This window comes from Pseudomonas sp. GZD-209 (genome assembly GCF_049310485.1).
GTDB classification, from domain to species: domain Bacteria; phylum Pseudomonadota; class Gammaproteobacteria; order Pseudomonadales; family Pseudomonadaceae; genus Aquipseudomonas; species Aquipseudomonas sichuanensis.
The window spans coordinates 1-15,916 of the sequence record NZ_JBMOWQ010000053.1 but is presented as its reverse complement, the minus strand read 5'-3'; the positions used below and the strand labels follow the sequence as shown (position 1 = coordinate 15,916).

The 15,916-nt window shown below is 64.2% G+C and carries 17 protein-coding genes; 7 read left to right on the top strand and 10 right to left on the bottom strand.

The window, feature by feature from the left end:
• Nucleotides 1–80 precede the first annotated feature (80 nt).
• Complete coding sequence (gene rssC, locus ACO6VM_RS07875; protein ID WP_110993518.1) at nt 81–563, bottom strand: anti-sigma factor antagonist RssC; 483 nt, start codon at nt 561–563, stop codon at nt 81–83.
• A complete protein-coding gene (gene rssB, locus ACO6VM_RS07870; protein ID WP_110993519.1) occupies nt 560–1,744 on the bottom strand; it encodes a two-component system response regulator RssB in 1,185 nt (394 codons plus the stop codon). The genes rssC and rssB overlap by 4 nt, the downstream gene beginning before the upstream one ends.
• A 374-nt stretch (nt 1,745–2,118) precedes the next feature.
• On the opposite strand from rssB, the gene ACO6VM_RS07865 reads away from it, so the two are divergent.
• A complete protein-coding gene (locus ACO6VM_RS07865; protein WP_125858008.1) occupies nt 2,119–2,418 on the top strand; it encodes a PilZ domain-containing protein in 300 nt (99 codons plus the stop codon).
• A gap of 223 nt (nt 2,419–2,641) precedes the next feature.
• On the opposite strand, the gene ACO6VM_RS07860 is transcribed toward ACO6VM_RS07865, so the two are convergent.
• Nucleotides 2,642–3,349 (bottom strand): MlaA family lipoprotein, encoded by a 708-nt coding sequence (locus ACO6VM_RS07860; RefSeq protein ID WP_110993522.1) that lies wholly within the window; start codon nt 3,347–3,349, stop codon nt 2,642–2,644.
• Between the two features lie 190 nt (nt 3,350–3,539).
• Between ACO6VM_RS07860 and ACO6VM_RS07855 the strand changes: the two genes are divergently transcribed.
• Both ACO6VM_RS07855 and ACO6VM_RS07850 read left to right on the top strand, forming a co-directional pair.
• Nucleotides 3,540–4,103 (top strand): phosphonoacetaldehyde phosphonohydrolase-related protein, encoded by a 564-nt coding sequence (locus ACO6VM_RS07855; protein WP_401056882.1) that lies wholly within the window; start codon nt 3,540–3,542, stop codon nt 4,101–4,103.
• A gap of 123 nt (nt 4,104–4,226) precedes the next feature.
• A complete protein-coding gene (locus ACO6VM_RS07850; RefSeq protein ID WP_110993524.1) occupies nt 4,227–4,490 on the top strand; it encodes a DUF4404 family protein in 264 nt (87 codons plus the stop codon).
• A gap of 141 nt (nt 4,491–4,631) precedes the next feature.
• Here the strand turns inward: ACO6VM_RS07850 and queF are convergent, their stop codons facing one another.
• Nucleotides 4,632–5,462 (bottom strand): NADPH-dependent 7-cyano-7-deazaguanine reductase QueF, encoded by an 831-nt coding sequence (gene queF, locus ACO6VM_RS07845; protein WP_422403027.1) that lies wholly within the window; start codon nt 5,460–5,462, stop codon nt 4,632–4,634.
• 68 nt (nt 5,463–5,530) lie between these two features.
• Entirely contained in the window at nt 5,531–6,049 is a 519-nt protein-coding gene (locus tag ACO6VM_RS07840; protein ID WP_323830467.1) for a cupredoxin family protein, read from the bottom strand.
• Between the two features lie 261 nt (nt 6,050–6,310).
• On the opposite strand from ACO6VM_RS07840, the gene ACO6VM_RS07835 reads away from it, so the two are divergent.
• Nucleotides 6,311–6,991 carry a heavy metal response regulator transcription factor gene (locus tag ACO6VM_RS07835; protein WP_125463384.1) on the top strand — a complete coding sequence of 227 codons (681 nt, stop codon included), beginning with the start codon at nt 6,311–6,313 and terminating at the stop codon, nt 6,989–6,991.
• Nucleotides 6,988–8,340: a heavy metal sensor histidine kinase gene (locus ACO6VM_RS07830; RefSeq protein ID WP_422403028.1), complete on the top strand. Its 1,353-nt coding sequence runs from the start codon at nt 6,988–6,990 to the stop codon at nt 8,338–8,340. Before ACO6VM_RS07835 ends, ACO6VM_RS07830 begins: the two co-directional genes overlap by 4 nt.
• A 177-nt stretch (nt 8,341–8,517) precedes the next feature.
• Here the strand turns inward: ACO6VM_RS07830 and ACO6VM_RS07825 are convergent, their stop codons facing one another.
• From ACO6VM_RS07825 to ACO6VM_RS07815, 3 genes are all read right to left on the bottom strand, one after another.
• On the bottom strand, nt 8,518–9,762 hold the full coding sequence (locus ACO6VM_RS07825) for a lipoprotein-releasing ABC transporter permease subunit (RefSeq protein WP_422403026.1): 1,245 nt from the start codon (nt 9,760–9,762) through the stop codon (nt 8,518–8,520).
• Nucleotides 9,763–9,823: 61 nt separating this feature from the next.
• A complete protein-coding gene (gene lolD / locus ACO6VM_RS07820; protein WP_401056879.1) occupies nt 9,824–10,507 on the bottom strand; it encodes a lipoprotein-releasing ABC transporter ATP-binding protein LolD in 684 nt (227 codons plus the stop codon).
• Nucleotides 10,508–10,514: 7 nt separating this feature from the next.
• Nucleotides 10,515–11,765: a lipoprotein-releasing ABC transporter permease subunit gene (locus tag ACO6VM_RS07815; protein ID WP_401056878.1), complete on the bottom strand. Its 1,251-nt coding sequence runs from the start codon at nt 11,763–11,765 to the stop codon at nt 10,515–10,517.
• Between the two features lie 93 nt (nt 11,766–11,858).
• On the opposite strand from ACO6VM_RS07815, the gene ACO6VM_RS07810 reads away from it, so the two are divergent.
• Nucleotides 11,859–12,443 carry a PilZ domain-containing protein gene (locus tag ACO6VM_RS07810; RefSeq protein ID WP_401056877.1) on the top strand — a complete coding sequence of 195 codons (585 nt, stop codon included), beginning with the start codon at nt 11,859–11,861 and terminating at the stop codon, nt 12,441–12,443.
• Between the two features lie 31 nt (nt 12,444–12,474).
• Nucleotides 12,475–13,191 carry a glycerophosphodiester phosphodiesterase gene (locus ACO6VM_RS07805; protein WP_401056876.1) on the top strand — a complete coding sequence of 239 codons (717 nt, stop codon included), beginning with the start codon at nt 12,475–12,477 and terminating at the stop codon, nt 13,189–13,191.
• Between the two features lie 48 nt (nt 13,192–13,239).
• On the opposite strand, the gene sthA is transcribed toward ACO6VM_RS07805, so the two are convergent.
• Both sthA and ACO6VM_RS07795 read right to left on the bottom strand, forming a co-directional pair.
• Nucleotides 13,240–14,634, bottom strand: coding sequence for a Si-specific NAD(P)(+) transhydrogenase (gene sthA / locus ACO6VM_RS07800; RefSeq protein ID WP_110993534.1), 1,395 nt, complete (start codon nt 14,632–14,634; stop codon nt 13,240–13,242).
• A 203-nt stretch (nt 14,635–14,837) separates the two neighbouring features.
• Nucleotides 14,838–15,836, bottom strand: coding sequence for an FAD:protein FMN transferase (locus ACO6VM_RS07795; RefSeq protein ID WP_401056875.1), 999 nt, complete (start codon nt 15,834–15,836; stop codon nt 14,838–14,840).
• Between the last annotated feature and the right edge of the window lie 80 nt (nt 15,837–15,916).

Below are 15,916 nucleotides of genomic sequence, written 5' to 3'. Positions count from 1 at the left end.
CACGGGGGAAAAAAAGTCGGGGAGAACCCCCTCCCCAGTGGGGGGTTGTGGGGGGGTTTTTCCCCCGCGATGAATATCAGTCAGGAACGCTCCAGCGCGCTCACCAGGTCGTGGAACGCCTCGCGGTTGGAGTCGTTCAGCCCCATGAGGATCTTGTGCGCCTCCAGCACCTTGGAACGCACCACATCTTCGCTCTGGTCCTGCGATGGCAGGTCGGTCAGGCACTCGGGGCACGGCACCGGGCGGTCGACGATGTTGAACACCTGGTCGAAGCCCATGGACTGCAACAGGCGCGAGATGTCCGGGTTGGTGGTGACCACGGTCGGCAGCAGGCCGATCTTCTGCCGCGACAGGATCGACAGCTTGGCCAACAGGCCCAGCGTGGTGCTGTCGATGCTTTCGGTTTCGGTCAGGTCGATGACGATGGCCGAGAAATTCAGCGCAGTGAAAATCTTCTCGATCGTCGCATCCAGCGCCGAACACAGGGTCAGGCGCACTTCACCGACAAATTTCAGAACGAAGGTGCCGCTCTGTTCGGCGAACTGGATTCTACCGGTACTCATTCAAGGTTCCTGCTCAACACCAATAGGGCGATATCATCCGGCATCTCCCCAAGCGTAGCCAATTCGAATCGTTGGCGCAGCCCCTCCAGGCTACCCCCCGCTTCCTTGACGATTTCCGGCAAGGTCGCTTCCTTATCTTTGAGTGTGCCCCCTGGCAAAAGGTCCAGAATGCCATCGGACATGAGCGTGAGGCTGAACTGCGGTGGCAGCTCCAGCACCAGGTCCTGGTAGCTGGCCTCTTCGAACAGCCCCACCGGCAGGCCGCGGCCTTCCAGGTAGCGGACTTCACCCGGGGTGTACAGCACCGGCAACGGCAAATGGCCGCCGACACTGTAGGTGAGCAGGCCGGTTTCCTCGTCGATGACGCCACCGACCATGGTCACATGCTTGCCCAGCTTGCAGTTGATCAGCCCGCGGTTGATGTGGCTGAGCACTTCCGAAGGCTTGAATTCACGTACTTTGCTGCCGCGCTTGAATTCGAACAGCAAACGCGTGGTCATGAACTTGAGCAGCACGGTGACGAACGCCGACGACGCGCCATGGCCGGAAACGTCGGCCAGGTAGAACGCAATGCGCCGTTCATCCACGCGGAAGTAGTCGGCGAAGTCGCCCGACAGGTACAGCGACGGAATGATCTGGTGCTCGAAGGTGTACTCGCCAGCTACCCAAGGGTTCTCGGGCAGCATGTTCATCTGCACCTGGCGCCCGGCGGTCTGGTCTTCCTGCAGCAGGTGCAGGCTGGCCTCAAGCTCGCGGTTGGCGGCTTCGAGCTTGTCGCGGTAGCGCTGGTTTTCCAGCACCAGGCGCGAGCGGTCGAGCGCGCGGCGCACCGAGTGCTCGAGCACGGCGAGGTCTTCAAGCGGCTTGATCAGGTAATCGGCGGCGCCCAGGCGCAAGGCCTCGACCGCGTCGCTCATGACACCGGCACCGGACACCACGATCACCGGCAACTGCGGCGCGCGCTCGCTGATCTGGCGGATCAGTTCGAGGCCGCCCATCTGCGGCATGCGCAGATCGCAGATCACGAGGTCGGGCTGGTGTTCTTCGAAGACCTGAAGGCCCTGCTGGCCGTTCCCGGCCTGGAGGACGCTGAAGCCACTGTCTTCCAGATAGGCGGCGAGGCTGGCACGGACCACATCGTCGTCATCGATAATCAGCAGCGTTGCACTGGTTTTCTGCATGTGGGCGAACGGCGCCGATTTGGGTTGGCGTAGCGGGCATCGGCAAACCGACGCAAAGCTACTGGAATACTGTGTGATCACTCACTCTCTGAGTTGTAGGACAAGAAAACTCGCCCGGCAAATAGCAGTGGTGCCCTGTAAGGCGCAGACGGTACTCCCATCCGCCGGGCGTTTCAAGCATGCAAGGGTCGAGTGCTGCGCACTAATCACTCGTGGTTATTAAGGGCTCTGTTTCGCACACTGTTATGCATATCCGCAGGCCCCGCAGGCGTTGCGGGCCTGCCCTGCAACTGGCGATTGCCGATGCAATTTGCCCGGACGTATGATCGGCGCTACAGCCTGCACAGCGGCGCAACCGATGGAAAGGACCGAGCATGCACCTGACGCCCGACAGCCACAGTGAAAAACGCGATTTCATCCGCATGCGCATCGACACCGAGGTCAGCCTGCTGCATGAGGGCCAGGTGATCGCCGCCGTCTGCCTGGACCTGTCCAGCAGCGGGATGCAGGTGCAGGCGCCACAGCGCTTCCAGGTGGGCGACCGCATCGAGGTGCGCATCGACTCCGACCATGCTGCCCTCAAGGGCCTGCATGCCAGCACCGAAGTGGTGTGGATCGCCGACCAGCCAGGAGGCGAACAGAAGTTCGGCCTGCGCATCCTGGCCATGCACTGAACGCAAGACACAAAAAGGCGACCCGAAGGTTAATGCCAGTCAGTCAAGACAATTGGGGTCGCTGCGCGACCCTTCGCGGGTAAACCCGCTCCCACAGGATCGCGCAGAGCCTCAAGTCGGCGCGAAACCTGTGGGAGCGGGTTTACCCGCGAAGGGCTGCAAAGCAGCCCCAACTAACTGACTGGCATTAACCCGAAGGCCGCCTTTTTCACATCGACAAGGCTTAGAAGTCGTCTTCGACTTCGCCATCCTTGACCTTGAACTCACGGTTCTGCAGGTAGGCGTTGCGGATGAAGATGTACTTGTCGCCCTGGATCAGCTTCTCGGCAGGCAACAGGCTGGCGCGGGTATCGATCACGTCCAGGGCGAAGATCGAGTTGCGCGTCGGCACGTGGTCGATATAGCGGTAGGGTTCGGTGTAGGTGTCCGGGTACTTGGCCAGGCCGTCACGCACGGTGCTTGGGCCGAGCAGCGGGATGACCACGTAGGGGCCGCTGGGCACGCCCCAGTAACCGAGGGTCTGGCCGAAGTCTTCATCGCTGCGCTGCAGGCCCATCTTGGTGCCGACATCGAAGAAGCCGCCCAGGCCGAAGGTGGTGTTGACGATCAAACGGGCCGTGTCGATGCCCGCCGCACGCGGCTTGAGCTGCAACACGTTGTTGGCCAGGTTGGTCACATCACCCAGGTTGCGGAAGATGTTGTGAATGCCATCTTCGAGGAACTGCGGAGTGACGGCCTGGTAACCCTGGGCCAGGGGTTTGAGGGCGTAGGTATCCAACACATCGTTGAACTTGAAGATCGGTCGGTTGACCGTCTCCCACGGGTCGTCCTCGGTGGCCGCCTGGGTGGCTGCCACGGGCGCCAGCAACAGGCTGGCGCAGACACAGGCCTGGGTGAGTCGCTCGATCACTCCGGCACCGATCCTACGCATAGATGTTTCTCCCTCGGATTTCACGGCCACAACGGCCCAAGGCGCGCTGCAGAACAAGGCGCCAGTATAATGGCTCGCTGGCTGATAAACAGCTTTACATAAATTAGCTCAACATTTTGTGAACAACTGTTGCAGTCATCGCTCGGTAACAAACGCTGGATAGCCTGCAGGGTATTTCAGGGAAGTTGCCATGCAAGACGCACCTGCCTTCACTGCCGTGCTGTTCGGCCTGCGTGGCTGCCTGGTCCATGCCAGCAACGGCAACCCCCTGCCCGCCCCCGGCGCCCTGGCCTTGCTGGCCAGCCTGCGCGCCCGGCAAGTGCCGTGCATCTGGCTCGACGAAGTCAGCCCCAGCGCGGGCAAACGCCTGACCAGCGTACTCCCTGACTGGCTGCCGGGACTGCCCAGCAACGGCTGCAAATGGCCGGCGCCGGATGCCTGCTGGCACGCCCTGATGGCCCTCGAAAGCCAGCAACTGGAAGGCTGCGTGCTGATCAGTGGCGAGCCGCTGCTGCTGCAGTCGGGCCTGAACGCCGGGTTGTGGACCGTCGGCCTGGCCGCCTGCAGCCCGTCCTGTGACCAGGCCTCAAGCCAGTGGCAGGCCATGACCCAACAGGAGCAGGAGCGTGCCCGCGGCAAGGCCACGCTCGAGCTGTTCGGCCTGGGCGTGCATTCGGTCATCGACCATCTGGAATCCCTCGACACCTGCCTGTCGGACATCGCCCTGCGCCGGCACAAGGGCGAGAAGCCCTGACACATCCGCGTTGATACGGGTCATGCAAAGCACCGGCAGGTGGATTACGCTAGAGGTCAGGCACGAACCTTTACCATTGCGCCGAGGTCCATGCCTTGCCAAGCCATTGATGGAGAACGAACAATGCCTGCCCGCGAACTGCAAGAGCGCCTCAACAGCCTGCGCGAGCAACTGGACCGCAACGTGCCGCTTTCGGATGAAGAGCTGGCCAACCTGCATGAAGAAGCCCGGCAGATCGAGGCTCAACTGAAACTTGAGGAAGCCACGCCGGACAACAACCTGGTGGATGGCGTGAACCTTGCCATCGAGCGCTTCGAGGCCGACCATCCGGACCTGACCGCCACCCTCCGCAGCATCGTCAATTCGTTGCACAGCATGGGGATCTGAGCCTTTCAAACACCGCTGGGGCTGCGTTGCAGCCCTTTCGCCGGCAAGCCGGCTCCCACAGGTGCAGCACATGGCTTGAAGTGTGCCGTCGGTGTGGGAGCTGGCTTGCCAGCGATGGGCCGCAACGCGGCCCCAACTGCCTTACTGACGAACCAGGCGCAGGTTCGCCGGACTGATCGGCCCGGTGCTGCGATACGGGTTGATGTCCAGCCCGCCACGACGTACATAGCGCGCGTACACCGTCAGGTACTCGGGCTGCAGCAGGTTCTTCAGGTCCAGGTAGATTCGCTCCACGCACTGCTCATGGAAATCGGCATGCTGGCGGAAGCTGATCAGGTAGGTCAGCAGGCTGGCGTGATCCAGCGCCCGCCCCTTGTACTCCACCACCACACTGCCCCAGTCCGGCTGGCCGGTCACCGGGCAGTTGGACTTGAGCAGGTGGCTGTGCACGGTCTCTTCCACCACGCGCTCTGCAGAGCAGCGCAGCAACTCAGGCTGTGGCTGTTCGTAGTTGCTGATGGTGATATCCAGCGCATCGATGCACAGGCCCGGCAAGGCGGTCACGCCCTGCGCTTCCACCTCAGCCAGGGTGCGAACTTTGACCAGCACCGGCTTGCCGGCGGCGGCGGACAGGTCTTTCTCAAGGCAGGCCTGCAGCTCGGCCAGCGACGCGAACACGGTCTGGTTCAGCGAGTTGAGGTACAGCTTGAACGACTTCGATTCGATGATGTTCGGCGAGTCGCAGGGGATGGCGAACTCGGCGATGGCCACCACCGGCTTGCCCGACGGCAGCAGCCAGGACAGCTCGAAGCAGTTCCAGAAATCCACGCCCTGCCACGGCAGGGCGTCGCCGCTGACGCCCAGCTCGGCCCACTTGGCCAGGCGCGGAATGGGGAACAGCAGCGCGGGGGTGTAGGTGGCGATGTATTCGCTGGACTTGCCCAGCGGGGAGTGTTCGGCGGCGGGATGCATGGAAACTGACCTGAGGGTTCGAAAATGCCCCTAGTCTACCGGTTTTACACCCCGCCTTGGAGCGCAAGCTACTCGATGGTCAGTGGGCCGACCATGCCGGCCTGGTAGTGCCCGGGTACGTTGCAGGCGAACTCGATGGGCGCCGAGGTGCGGAAGGTCCAGGTCAGCTCGGCGCGCTGGCCGGGCTGCACCAGCACGGTGTTGCCACCGCCGTGCGCGTGGCCGCCCTGGCTCATCTGGCCGTGATCCATCTGGCCATGGTCCATGCCCTCGTGGTTCATGCCGGCAGTGAAGATCTTGCCCTGCATCGCCACCATCTCTTTCTGGTGCTCGGCATGCATGGCCTTGTCACCCAGGTTGAACTCGTGGGGCAGCTTGCCTTCGTTGACCAGCACGAAACGTACCGTCTCACCGGCCTTGACCTTGAGGCTCTTGGGCTCGAAGGCGATGTCCTTGAGCACGACCTCGACGGTACGGGTGGCCTTGGCGGCCGGCGCCGGCTCGCCGAAGGCGAAGTGCTGTGCTTCGTCGGCGAAGGTGGGCAGGCTGACCAGCGCAAGGGCGGCGGTGATGAACAGGTGCTTCATGTGAACTCCGGGAACTGCAGCGAGAATGAGGCCATTCTGGAAAGCGCCGGCTGGCAGCTGGCTGACGGGAAGATTACAACTTTGTCAGCTTGGGCGGCGCGCGGGATCGTCACGTATCATTTCGCCAACCCCATGTCGCTGCGGGCTCGTGGGAGCGGGCTTGCCCCGCGATGGCGATGGCGCGCCGATCGCGGGGCAAGTCGCTGCGGTACACCGTCGCTCCCACGGCACTGCATGAAACCTTGGAACTGTGGACACCCCATGAAACTACTGATCGTCGAAGACCAGGCCAAGACCGGCCAATACCTGGCCCAGGGCCTGAGCGAGGCCGGCTTCAACACCGAGCTGGCCGGTGACGGCGACACTGGCCAGCACCTGGCGCTGACCGGCGACCACGACCTGCTGATCCTCGACGTGATGCTGCCCGGGCGCAATGGCTGGCAGATCCTCCAGGCGGTGCGCCAGGCGGGCCTGGCCACCCCGGTGCTGTTCCTCACCGCCCGCGATGCCGTCGAAGACCGCGTGCACGGCCTGGAGCTGGGCGCCGACGATTACCTGGTCAAGCCCTTCGCCTTCTCCGAACTGCTGGCCCGCGTGCGCAGCCTGCTGCGCCGCGGCGCAAGCGCCAGCCAGGACACCTGCCTGATGCTCGCCGACCTGCGCCTGGACCTGATCCGCCGCCGTGCCGAACGCTCGGGCCAGCGCATCGACCTGACCGCCAAGGAGTTCGCCCTGCTCGAACTGCTGCTGCGCCGCCAGGGCGAGGTGCTGCCCAAGTCGCTGATCGCCTCCCAGGTGTGGGACATGAATTTCGACAGCGACACCAATGTCATCGAAGTGGCCATCCGCCGCCTGCGCCTGAAGATCGACGACAGCCACGCCACCAAGCTGATCCATACCGTGCGCGGGATGGGTTATGTGCTCGAAGAGCGCCAGGACTGATGCGCCGCCTGTCCCTCGGCGGCCGCCTGGCCCTGCTGTTCGCCGCCTGCACCGCCAGCGTCTCGCTGGGTGCCGGGCTGTTGTTCAGCCGCGCCAGCGAACAGCACTTCGTCGAACTCGACCAGCAGTTGCTCAGCGGCCGGCTGTCATTGATGCGCAGCCTGCTCGAGGGTGTGACCACGCCTGAGCAACTGCGCTCCCGCCTGCCCCAGTTGCGCGACGAGCTGAGCCACCAGTCCGAGCTGGCCCTGCGCGTGCGGGGCGCCGACGGCACACCCTGGTTCGACAGCCGTACCGGCCTGCCGGACGAACCGCGCCAGCCGGGCCTTGCGACCCTGCATACCAGCGGCATCGACTACCGCAGCCTGAGCACCGCGCTGGCAGACCATCAACCAAGCGCCCCGCAGCTGACCCTGTTCCTCGACATCACCCATCACCAGCACTTCCTGCAGGGCATGCAGCGCCTGATCTGGCTCACCGTTGGCCTGTCCGCGCTGGCCACCGCGCTGCTCGGCGCCTGGGCCGCGCGCCGCGGGCTCAAGCCGCTGCGGCAGATGGGCAAGGTGGCCGCCAGCGTCAACGCCCGCTCACTGACCACGCGCCTGCCGCTGGCGCAGTTGCCCGAGGAGCTGGCCGAGCTGGGTGCCACGGTCAACGCCATGCTGCAGCGCCTGGATGACGCCTTCCAGCGGCTGTCGGCGTTCTCTGCCGACATCGCCCACGAGCTGCGCACGCCACTGTCCAACCTGCTCACCCACACCCAGGTCACCCTCACCCGCCCGCGCAGCCTTGAGGAGTACCGCGAAGCGTTGCACGGCAATCTGGAAGAGCTGCAGTGGATGGCCCAGCTGGTCAACGACATGCTCTACCTGGCCAAGGCCGACCACGGCCTGCTGATGCCCAGCCGTCAGCCACTGGACCTGGCGGCGGAGGTGGATGCATTGCTGGAATACTACGCGCCGCTGGCCGAAGACGCCGAGGTGCGGCTGCTGCGCGAGGGTACCGCGCACACCGAGGGTGACCGGCACATGCTGCGCCGGGCCCTGTCCAACCTGCTGGACAACGCCCTGCGCTTCACCCCTGCCGCAGGCGAGATCCGCGTGACGCTGGAGCCCGGGCTGCGCATCGTGGTGGCCAATCAGGGGCCGGCGATTGCGCCAGCGCTGCTGGAGCGGTTGTTCGACCGTTTCTATCGGGCAGACCCGGCACGCCAGGAAGGCAGCAGCGAGCATGCGGGGTTGGGTTTGGCGATCACCCGCTCGATCGTGCAGGCGCATGGGGGAAGCATCAGGGCAGAGTGCGCAGATGGCTGGACGCGGTTTGTAATCGAGTTACCTGACAGGCCGTGAACCGGGGCTGCTTTGCAGCCCATCGCGGGGCAAGCCCGCTCCCACAGGGCTCGCGCATGCCTGCTTTTTGGGGGCAGTCCAAAATGGACTGCCCCCAAGGGCTGGATTGGTGTCCAACTTCTTGGGGGCAGTCCATTTTGTGGGAGCGGGCTTGCCCCGCGATGACAACTTGAAGCCTTACTCGTAGCGCAACGCCATCGCCGGCTCGATCTGCGAGGCGCGGTACGCCGGGTAGATCGTCGCCAGGAAGCTCATCACCAGGCCCGCGGTGCAGATCAGCGCCACGTCGCCCCATTGCAGCTCGGACGGCAGGCTGCTGATGAAGTAGATGTCGGAGGTGAAGATGTGCTGGCCGCTGACCCGCTCCAGCCAACCGACCACCGCGCTGACGTTCAACGCCAGGGCCACCCCGAACACACCACCGAGCAGGGTGCCGACGATGCCGATCAGGCTGCCCTGGACCATGAAGGTGCCCATGATCTGCGCCGGGGTGGCGCCAATGGTGCGCAGGATGGCGATGTCCGCGCCCTTGTCGTTCACCACCATCACCAGGGTGGCGATGATATTGAACGCCGCCACCGCGATGATCATCATCAGCAGCAGGCCGATCATGGTCTTTTCCATCTTCATGGCGCTGAACAGGCTGCCCTGGGTGTGCGACCAGTCATCGGCGCGGTAGCCATCACCCAGGCCGGCGGCAATGGCCTTGGACACCTGCGGCGCGGCATACAGGTCATGCAGCTTGAGGCGCACGCCCTGCACCTGGCCCGGGGCCCAGCGCTGCATCTCGCCGGCATCGGCGATGTGGATGTAGGCCTGGGAGCCATCCAGTTCGGCGCCCACCTTGAAGATGCCGACCACGGTCAGGCGCTGCATGCGTGGGGTGATGCCACCCGGCTCCTTGCTGACTTCGGGGACGATCAAGGTCAGCTTGTCACCGGTATTGAGACGGAAGCGCCGGGCCGTCAGCTCGCCGATGACCACCCCGTAGTCACCCGGCTTCAACGCCTGCAGGCTGCCCTGGACGATGTGCTGGGTGACGATGGAGACCTTGGCTTCCTCGGCCGGATCGATACCGGCGACCTGGATCGGCTGCATCGCCCCCCGGTACGACAGCATGCCTTCCATTTCGGTGATAGGCGCCGCGGCCATCACCGCCGGGTTGCCTTCGGCGGTGCCGGCGACCGTGCGCCAGTCGTCCAGCGGCTGCACGCCAAGGATGGCGGCATGCGGCACCAGGCCAAGCACGCGCGAGCTCATCTCGCGCTGGAAGCCGTTCATCACCGACAACACCGCGATCATTGCCAGCACGCCAAGCGACAGCCCGATCATCGAGGTCATGGAGATGAACGAGATGAAGTGGTTACGACGCTTGGCACGGGTGTAGCGAGCACCGATGAACAAGGACAAGGGTCTGAACATGAACCGGGATACCCAATGAAAGTGTTAACCGGGGCGCCTCAGGGCGCCCCGCGCAGGCGATTCAGATCGCCACCAGGCGCCCGTCTTCCAGGCTCAGCACGCGGTCCATCTGGCGCGCCAGGTTGAGGTCGTGGGTTACCACCAGGAACGCGGTCTGCGACTGAGTGGACAGCTCACGCATCAGATCCTGGATACCCATGGCGGTGTGGTGGTCGAGGTTGCCGGTCGGCTCGTCGAGCATCACCAGGCCCGGGCGGTTGACCAAGGCGCGGGCGATCGCCACGCGCTGGCGCTCACCGCCGGACAACTCGGCCGGCTTGTGATTCAGCCGATGGCCCAGGCCGACGCGCTTGAGCAGTGCTTCAGCGCGCTCGCGGGCCTCAGCGATCGGCGTCTTGCCGATCAGCAGCGGCATGCAGGCGTTCTCCAGCGCGGTGAACTCCGCCAGCAGGTGGTGGAACTGGTAGACGAAGCCCAGCGCGCGGTTACGCAGCAGCCCACGGGCACGCTCGCCGAGCGCCGAGAGCTCTTCACCGGCCAGCCAGACACTGCCCTGGGTTGGCGTGTCGAGGCCGCCAAGCAGGTTGAGCAAGGTACTCTTGCCCGAGCCCGAACTGCCGACAATGGCCACCCGCTCACCTGGGTGCAGCTCAAGGTTCAAGCCGGACAGCACCTGGACCGACTCCGGGCCCTCGTCGTAGCTCTTGCCCAGGTTGCGGCAACTCAACACGGCTTTATCACTCATGCGCGACTCACTCATAACGTAGCGCCTCTGCAGGCTGGGTGCGCGAGGCACGCCAGGCCGGGTACAGGGTGGCGAAGAAACTCAGGACCAATGCCGCACCGCAGACCATCCACACATCCTGTGCCTGGAGCTGCGAGGGCAGGTAATCGATGAAGTACACGTCGGCGTTGAGGAACTTGTGCCCGATCAGCGTCTCGATGCCGGCGATCGCCGCACTGACGTTGAGTGCGCCGAGGATGCCGACGACCGCGCCGATCAGGGTACCGACCACGCCGATCACCGTGCCCTGGACCATGAAGATGGCCATGATCTGGCCCGGCGTTGCGCCCAGGGTACGCAGGATGGCGATGTCGCCGCGTTTGTCGTTGACCACCATCACCAAGGTGGAAATGATGTTGAACGCCGCCACCGCCACGATCAGCAGCAACAACAGGCCGATCATGGATTTCTCCATGCGGATGGCCTGGTAGAGGTTGCCGTGGGTGCGGGTCCAGTCACGCGGATAGAACTCCTGCTCGCCCAACTGCTGGGCGATGGCCCAGGCGGCACGTGGGGCCTGGAACAGGTCGTCGAACTTGAGGCGGATGCCCTGGACCTGGTCGGGCTTCCAGCGGTGCAGACGCGACAGGTCGGCAATGTTGGTGAGGCCGAGGTAACCGTCGATCTCGCCGGCGCCGACGTGGAAGATGCCGACCACGGTGAAGCGCTTCATGCGCGGGAACATGCCCGCCGGCGTGACGCTGACTTCGGGGGCGACGAAAGTCAGCTTGTCGCCGATGCCGACGCCGAGCTTCTGCGCGGCCTTGTCGCCGATCATGATGCCCCACTCGCCCGGCGCCAGCCGGTCGAGGCTGCCATCGAGCACGAACTTGTCGATGATCGACACGTCACGCTCGCGCGCCGGGTCGACGCCATTGAGCAGCACTTTCTGCACCTTGCCTTCGTGCGTCAGCAGGCCCTGCATCTGGGTGAAAGGCGCAACCGCCAACACCTGCGGATTCTGCTTTACTTTGGAGGCAAGGCCCTGCCAGTCGTCGATCGGCTGACCGGTCTCCAGCGTGGCATGGGGGATCATCCCCAGCACGCGGGTACGCATCTCGTGATCGAAGCCGTTCATGACCGACAACACCACGATCATCACCACCACGCCCAGGGCGAGGCCGATCATCGAAGTGAGTGAAATGAACGAGACAAAGTGATTGCGACGTTTGGCACGGGTATAACGCGTACCAATGAATACGAAAAGAGGTCTGAACATGTCGGGGCTTGTTCGGATGAAAGGGAACGTCCTTGTGGCGATGCGCCTACGGCGGCTTTACACTCGGACCACCGCCGTAACCTTGGGTTCGCCATGACGACATTAGACGAAGAAGATCGCCGCGAATACTACCGCATCGAAGATCGGATCGCACTTCAAATCAGCCCACTCAGCGCGGCCGAAGCCCTTGAGACAGAACTGTTGCAGGATGATTCCGAGCTGTTCAACCTGCTCAGCGAACTGCACTTGTCCGATTTCGAGTCACAACACCTGCTGCGCCAGCTGAGTGAGAAGGACCGTACCCTCGCCGCCTTCCTGCGCGCCCAGAACAAACGCCTCGACCTGCTCAGCGCCGTGGTCGCGCAAACCCTGCTCGGCGAAGTCGGCCAACCGCAGCCGGTGATCATCTCCGAAGGCGGCATCGAGTTCGCCCAGCAGCAACAGATCAGCGCCGGCACCCGGGTGAAAGTGAAGATGGTGCTGATGCCCCGCGCCCATGGCTTGCTGCTGCGTGGCCGCGTCACCCATTGCGACCCGCGCCCCGATGGCGGCTTCGAGGTGGGCACCGAGTTCATCGACATGACCGACGCCCAGCGCCAGCTGCTGGCACGCTACATCCTGCAGCGCCAGCAACAGCAGCGGCGCCAGGCACTGGAACAGAACAACCCCGCCTCCTGAGCCATTTTTTCTCTGATTTGAAGGAACGAACGTGACCCTGATCTATGGCCATCGCGGCGCCAAGGGCGAAGCCCCCGAGAACACCCTGACCAGCTTCCGCCAGTGCCTGTCCCACGGCGTGAACCGCTGTGAACTCGACCTGCACCTGTCGGCCGACAACGAACTGATGGTGATCCACGACTCTACGCTCAAGCGCACCACCGGCCGGCGTGGCAAGGTGGTCGAGCACCCGGCTGCCGCCCTGGTCACTTACGACGCGCGCCAGGGCGGCCCGGGCCATGTGCAGCCTTGCACCATCCCGCGCCTGGAAGAGCTGTTCGAGAAATGCCCGTTCGAGCATTGGCAACTTGAAGTGAAAAGCGCCTCGCGCACCCGCGCCGCCACCACCGTGCTGGCGATTCGCGAACTGGCCCAGCAGTACGGCCTGATGGACAAGATCACCATCACCTCGAGCTCGCGGGAAGTGCTGGGCGCCGCCCAGGAACTGGTGCCCGACGTGAAGCGCGGCCTGGTGGCCGAATACGCCTGGCTCGACCCACTGAAGGTCGCACAGAACTACGGTTGCGAGATGCTGGCGTTGAACTGGACGCTGTGCACCCCCGAGCGCCTGATCAAGGCACAGCGCCAGGGTTTGCACGTGTCGGTGTGGACGGTCAACGAACCGGCACTGATGCGCCGGCTCGCTGATTTTGGCGTGGACAGCCTGATTACAGACTTTCCCGGTTTGGCCAAGACCACCCTCGGGTAGGGCTGAAATCGGTCTCCCCGACCGGCTCAGGCCACCGGCCGGAGCCGCTCAAAAAAGCCGGTTCAGACCGTCGTAGGCAGCTACCCGATAGGCTTCGGCCATGGTCGGGTAGTTGAAGGTGGTGTTGACGAAGTACTTCAGATTGTTCTGCTCACCCGGCTGGTTCATGATCGCCTGGCCGATGTGGACGATCTCCGAGGCCTGGTAGCCGAAGCAGTGCACGCCGAGGATTTCCAGGGTTTCGCGGTGGAACAGGATCTTCAGCATGCCTTGCGGCTCACCGGCGATCTGCGCGCGGGCCATGCTCTTGAAGAAGGCCTTGCCCACTTCGTACGGCACCTTGGCCTGGGTCAGTTCCTGCTCGTTCTTGCCGATCGAGCTGATCTCCGGAATGGTGTAGATGCCGGTGGGCACGTCATCGACGAAGCGCCAGCTGCCGTTGTCGACGATGCTGCCGGCGGCAGAGCGGCCCTGGTCGTGGGCAGCACTGGCCAGGCTCGGCCAGCCGATCACGTCGCCGGCGCCGTAGATGTTCGGCACGCTGGTGCGGTAGCTCTTGTCAACTTCGATCTGGCCACGGCTGTTGACCTTGATACCGATGTTCTCCAGGCCCAGCTTGTCGGTGTTGCCGGTACGGCCGTTGCACCACAGCAAGGCGTCGGCCTTGATCTTCTTGCCCGATTTCAGGTGCAGGATCACCCCGTTGTCCAGCCCTTCAACCCGGTCGTACTCCTCGTTGTGGCGTACGGTGATGTTGTTGTTGCTGAAGTGGTAGCTCAGCGCCTGGGAGATTTCCGAGTCGAGGAAGCTCAGCAGCTGGCCGCGGTTGTCGACCAGCTCCACCAGCACGCCCAGGCCGCTGAAGATCGAGGCGTATTCGCAACCGATCACCCCGGCGCCATAGACGATCAGCTTGCGCGGGGTGTGGCTGAGGCTGAGGATGGTGTCGCTGTCGTAGACACGCGGGTGGTGGAAGTCGATGTCGGCCGGGCGGTACGGGCGCGAGCCGGTGGCGATGATGATCTGCTTGGCGTTGAGCTTCTCGACCACACCGTTGGGGCAGACCACTTCGACGGTCTGCTCGTCGGCGAAGCTGCCGGTGCCGGTGAACACGTCGACGCGGTTACGGGCGTAGTAGCCGGTACGCGAGGCGACCTGTTTGCTGATCACCTTCTCGGCGCTCTTGAGCACGTCGGGGAACGAGAACCAGCGCGGTTCGCCGATGGCGCGGAACATCGGGTTGGTGTTGAACTGCATGATCTGCCGCACGGAGTGACGCAGCGCCTTGGACGGGATGGTGCCCAGGTGGGTGCAGTTGCCGCCGACCTGGCGACGGCTGTCGACCATGGCCACCTTGCGCCCTGCTTTGGCGGCGTTCATTGCCGCGCCTTCTCCGGCCGGGCCGGAACCCAGCACCACTACGTCGTAGTTGTAGACAGCCATGCGTACTCCTTCAGAACTGGCCCGCCGGCCGGTTGGCCGCGGGGCGCGATCATGTCGCCGGGGCGCCATGAGAAAATTCGGGTGCAGTCTAATCAAGCGTGAACGCCGCGCACATTAACCCTTGGTCGCGTCGTAGGCCACTTTTGCCTGCACTACATGTGGTTTCACCGAATCCATGGTGGCGATCATCCGTGGCTTGCCTTTCATTCGCCTTTCAGCGCCCGCTCGAACGCCGGGGTGGAACGGGAGACGAAGCCACCTTCGGCCCGAGTCACCAGCACCGCGGCGATACCGTGGGCAATGGCGAAGTCCCAGCCCTGCTGCGGCCCCAGGATCAACAACAGGGTCGAGTAGCCGTCGGCCAGCAAGGCCGAAGCGTCGAGCACGGTCACCGACGCCAGGTCATGTTCGACCGGGCGCCCGAGGCGGGCATCGAAGGTGTGCGAATAGCGCCGGCCATTGTCCTCGAAATAGTGCCGATAGTCACCCGAGGTCGACACCGCCAGCCCTTGCACGGCAATGACCTGGCGGGCGACCTGGCGATCTTCGCGGGGCAGCTCCAAGGCCACCCGCCAGGGGCTGCCATCGGGCTTGCGACCCACGGCCTTGAGCTCGCCGGTGGCCTCGGCGAGGAAGCTGTCGATACCCATCTTTTGCAGGTGCGCAGCGATCAGGTCGACCGCATGGCCGGCGGCGATGCTGTTGAAGTCCAGCTCGATCGGCGCGTCCTTGCACAGGTTTTCGCCCTCGATGCGCAAGTGGCGGTAGCCAACTCGCTGGCGGGCCTGGGCAAGCGCCTGCGCATCCGGTACGTGCAGCGCGCGGGCCTGCGGGCCAAAGCCCCAGAGGTCCAGCAGCGGCTCGACGGTGAGGTCGTAGGCGCCCTGGCTCTGCTCGGCCAGGTGCTGGCCGAAGGTGACCAGTTCGAGCGTGTCGGCATCGACGGGCAGGCACTGGCTGGCCGGCAGCTGGTTGAAGCGGCTGACGGTGGAGTCACCGCGGTAGGTGGAGTAATGCGCGTCGATGGCCTGCAGGATGCTCTCGACGGCCGCCTGCACCTGCTCCGGCGCAGGGCCGCCGGCCTGGCGCACGTACTGGATGCTGTAGCTGCTGCCCATGGTCGGGCCGCCGAAGCGTTCGAGGGTGGGCGACGGGTCACAGGCTGACAGCAACAGCAGGATGAACAGAAGCACGATGCGCAAATTGAATGTCTCGACAGTCAGGGCCGACCTCATCGCGGGGCAAGACCGCTCCCACGCCGATCGCGGGACACCTCGTGGGA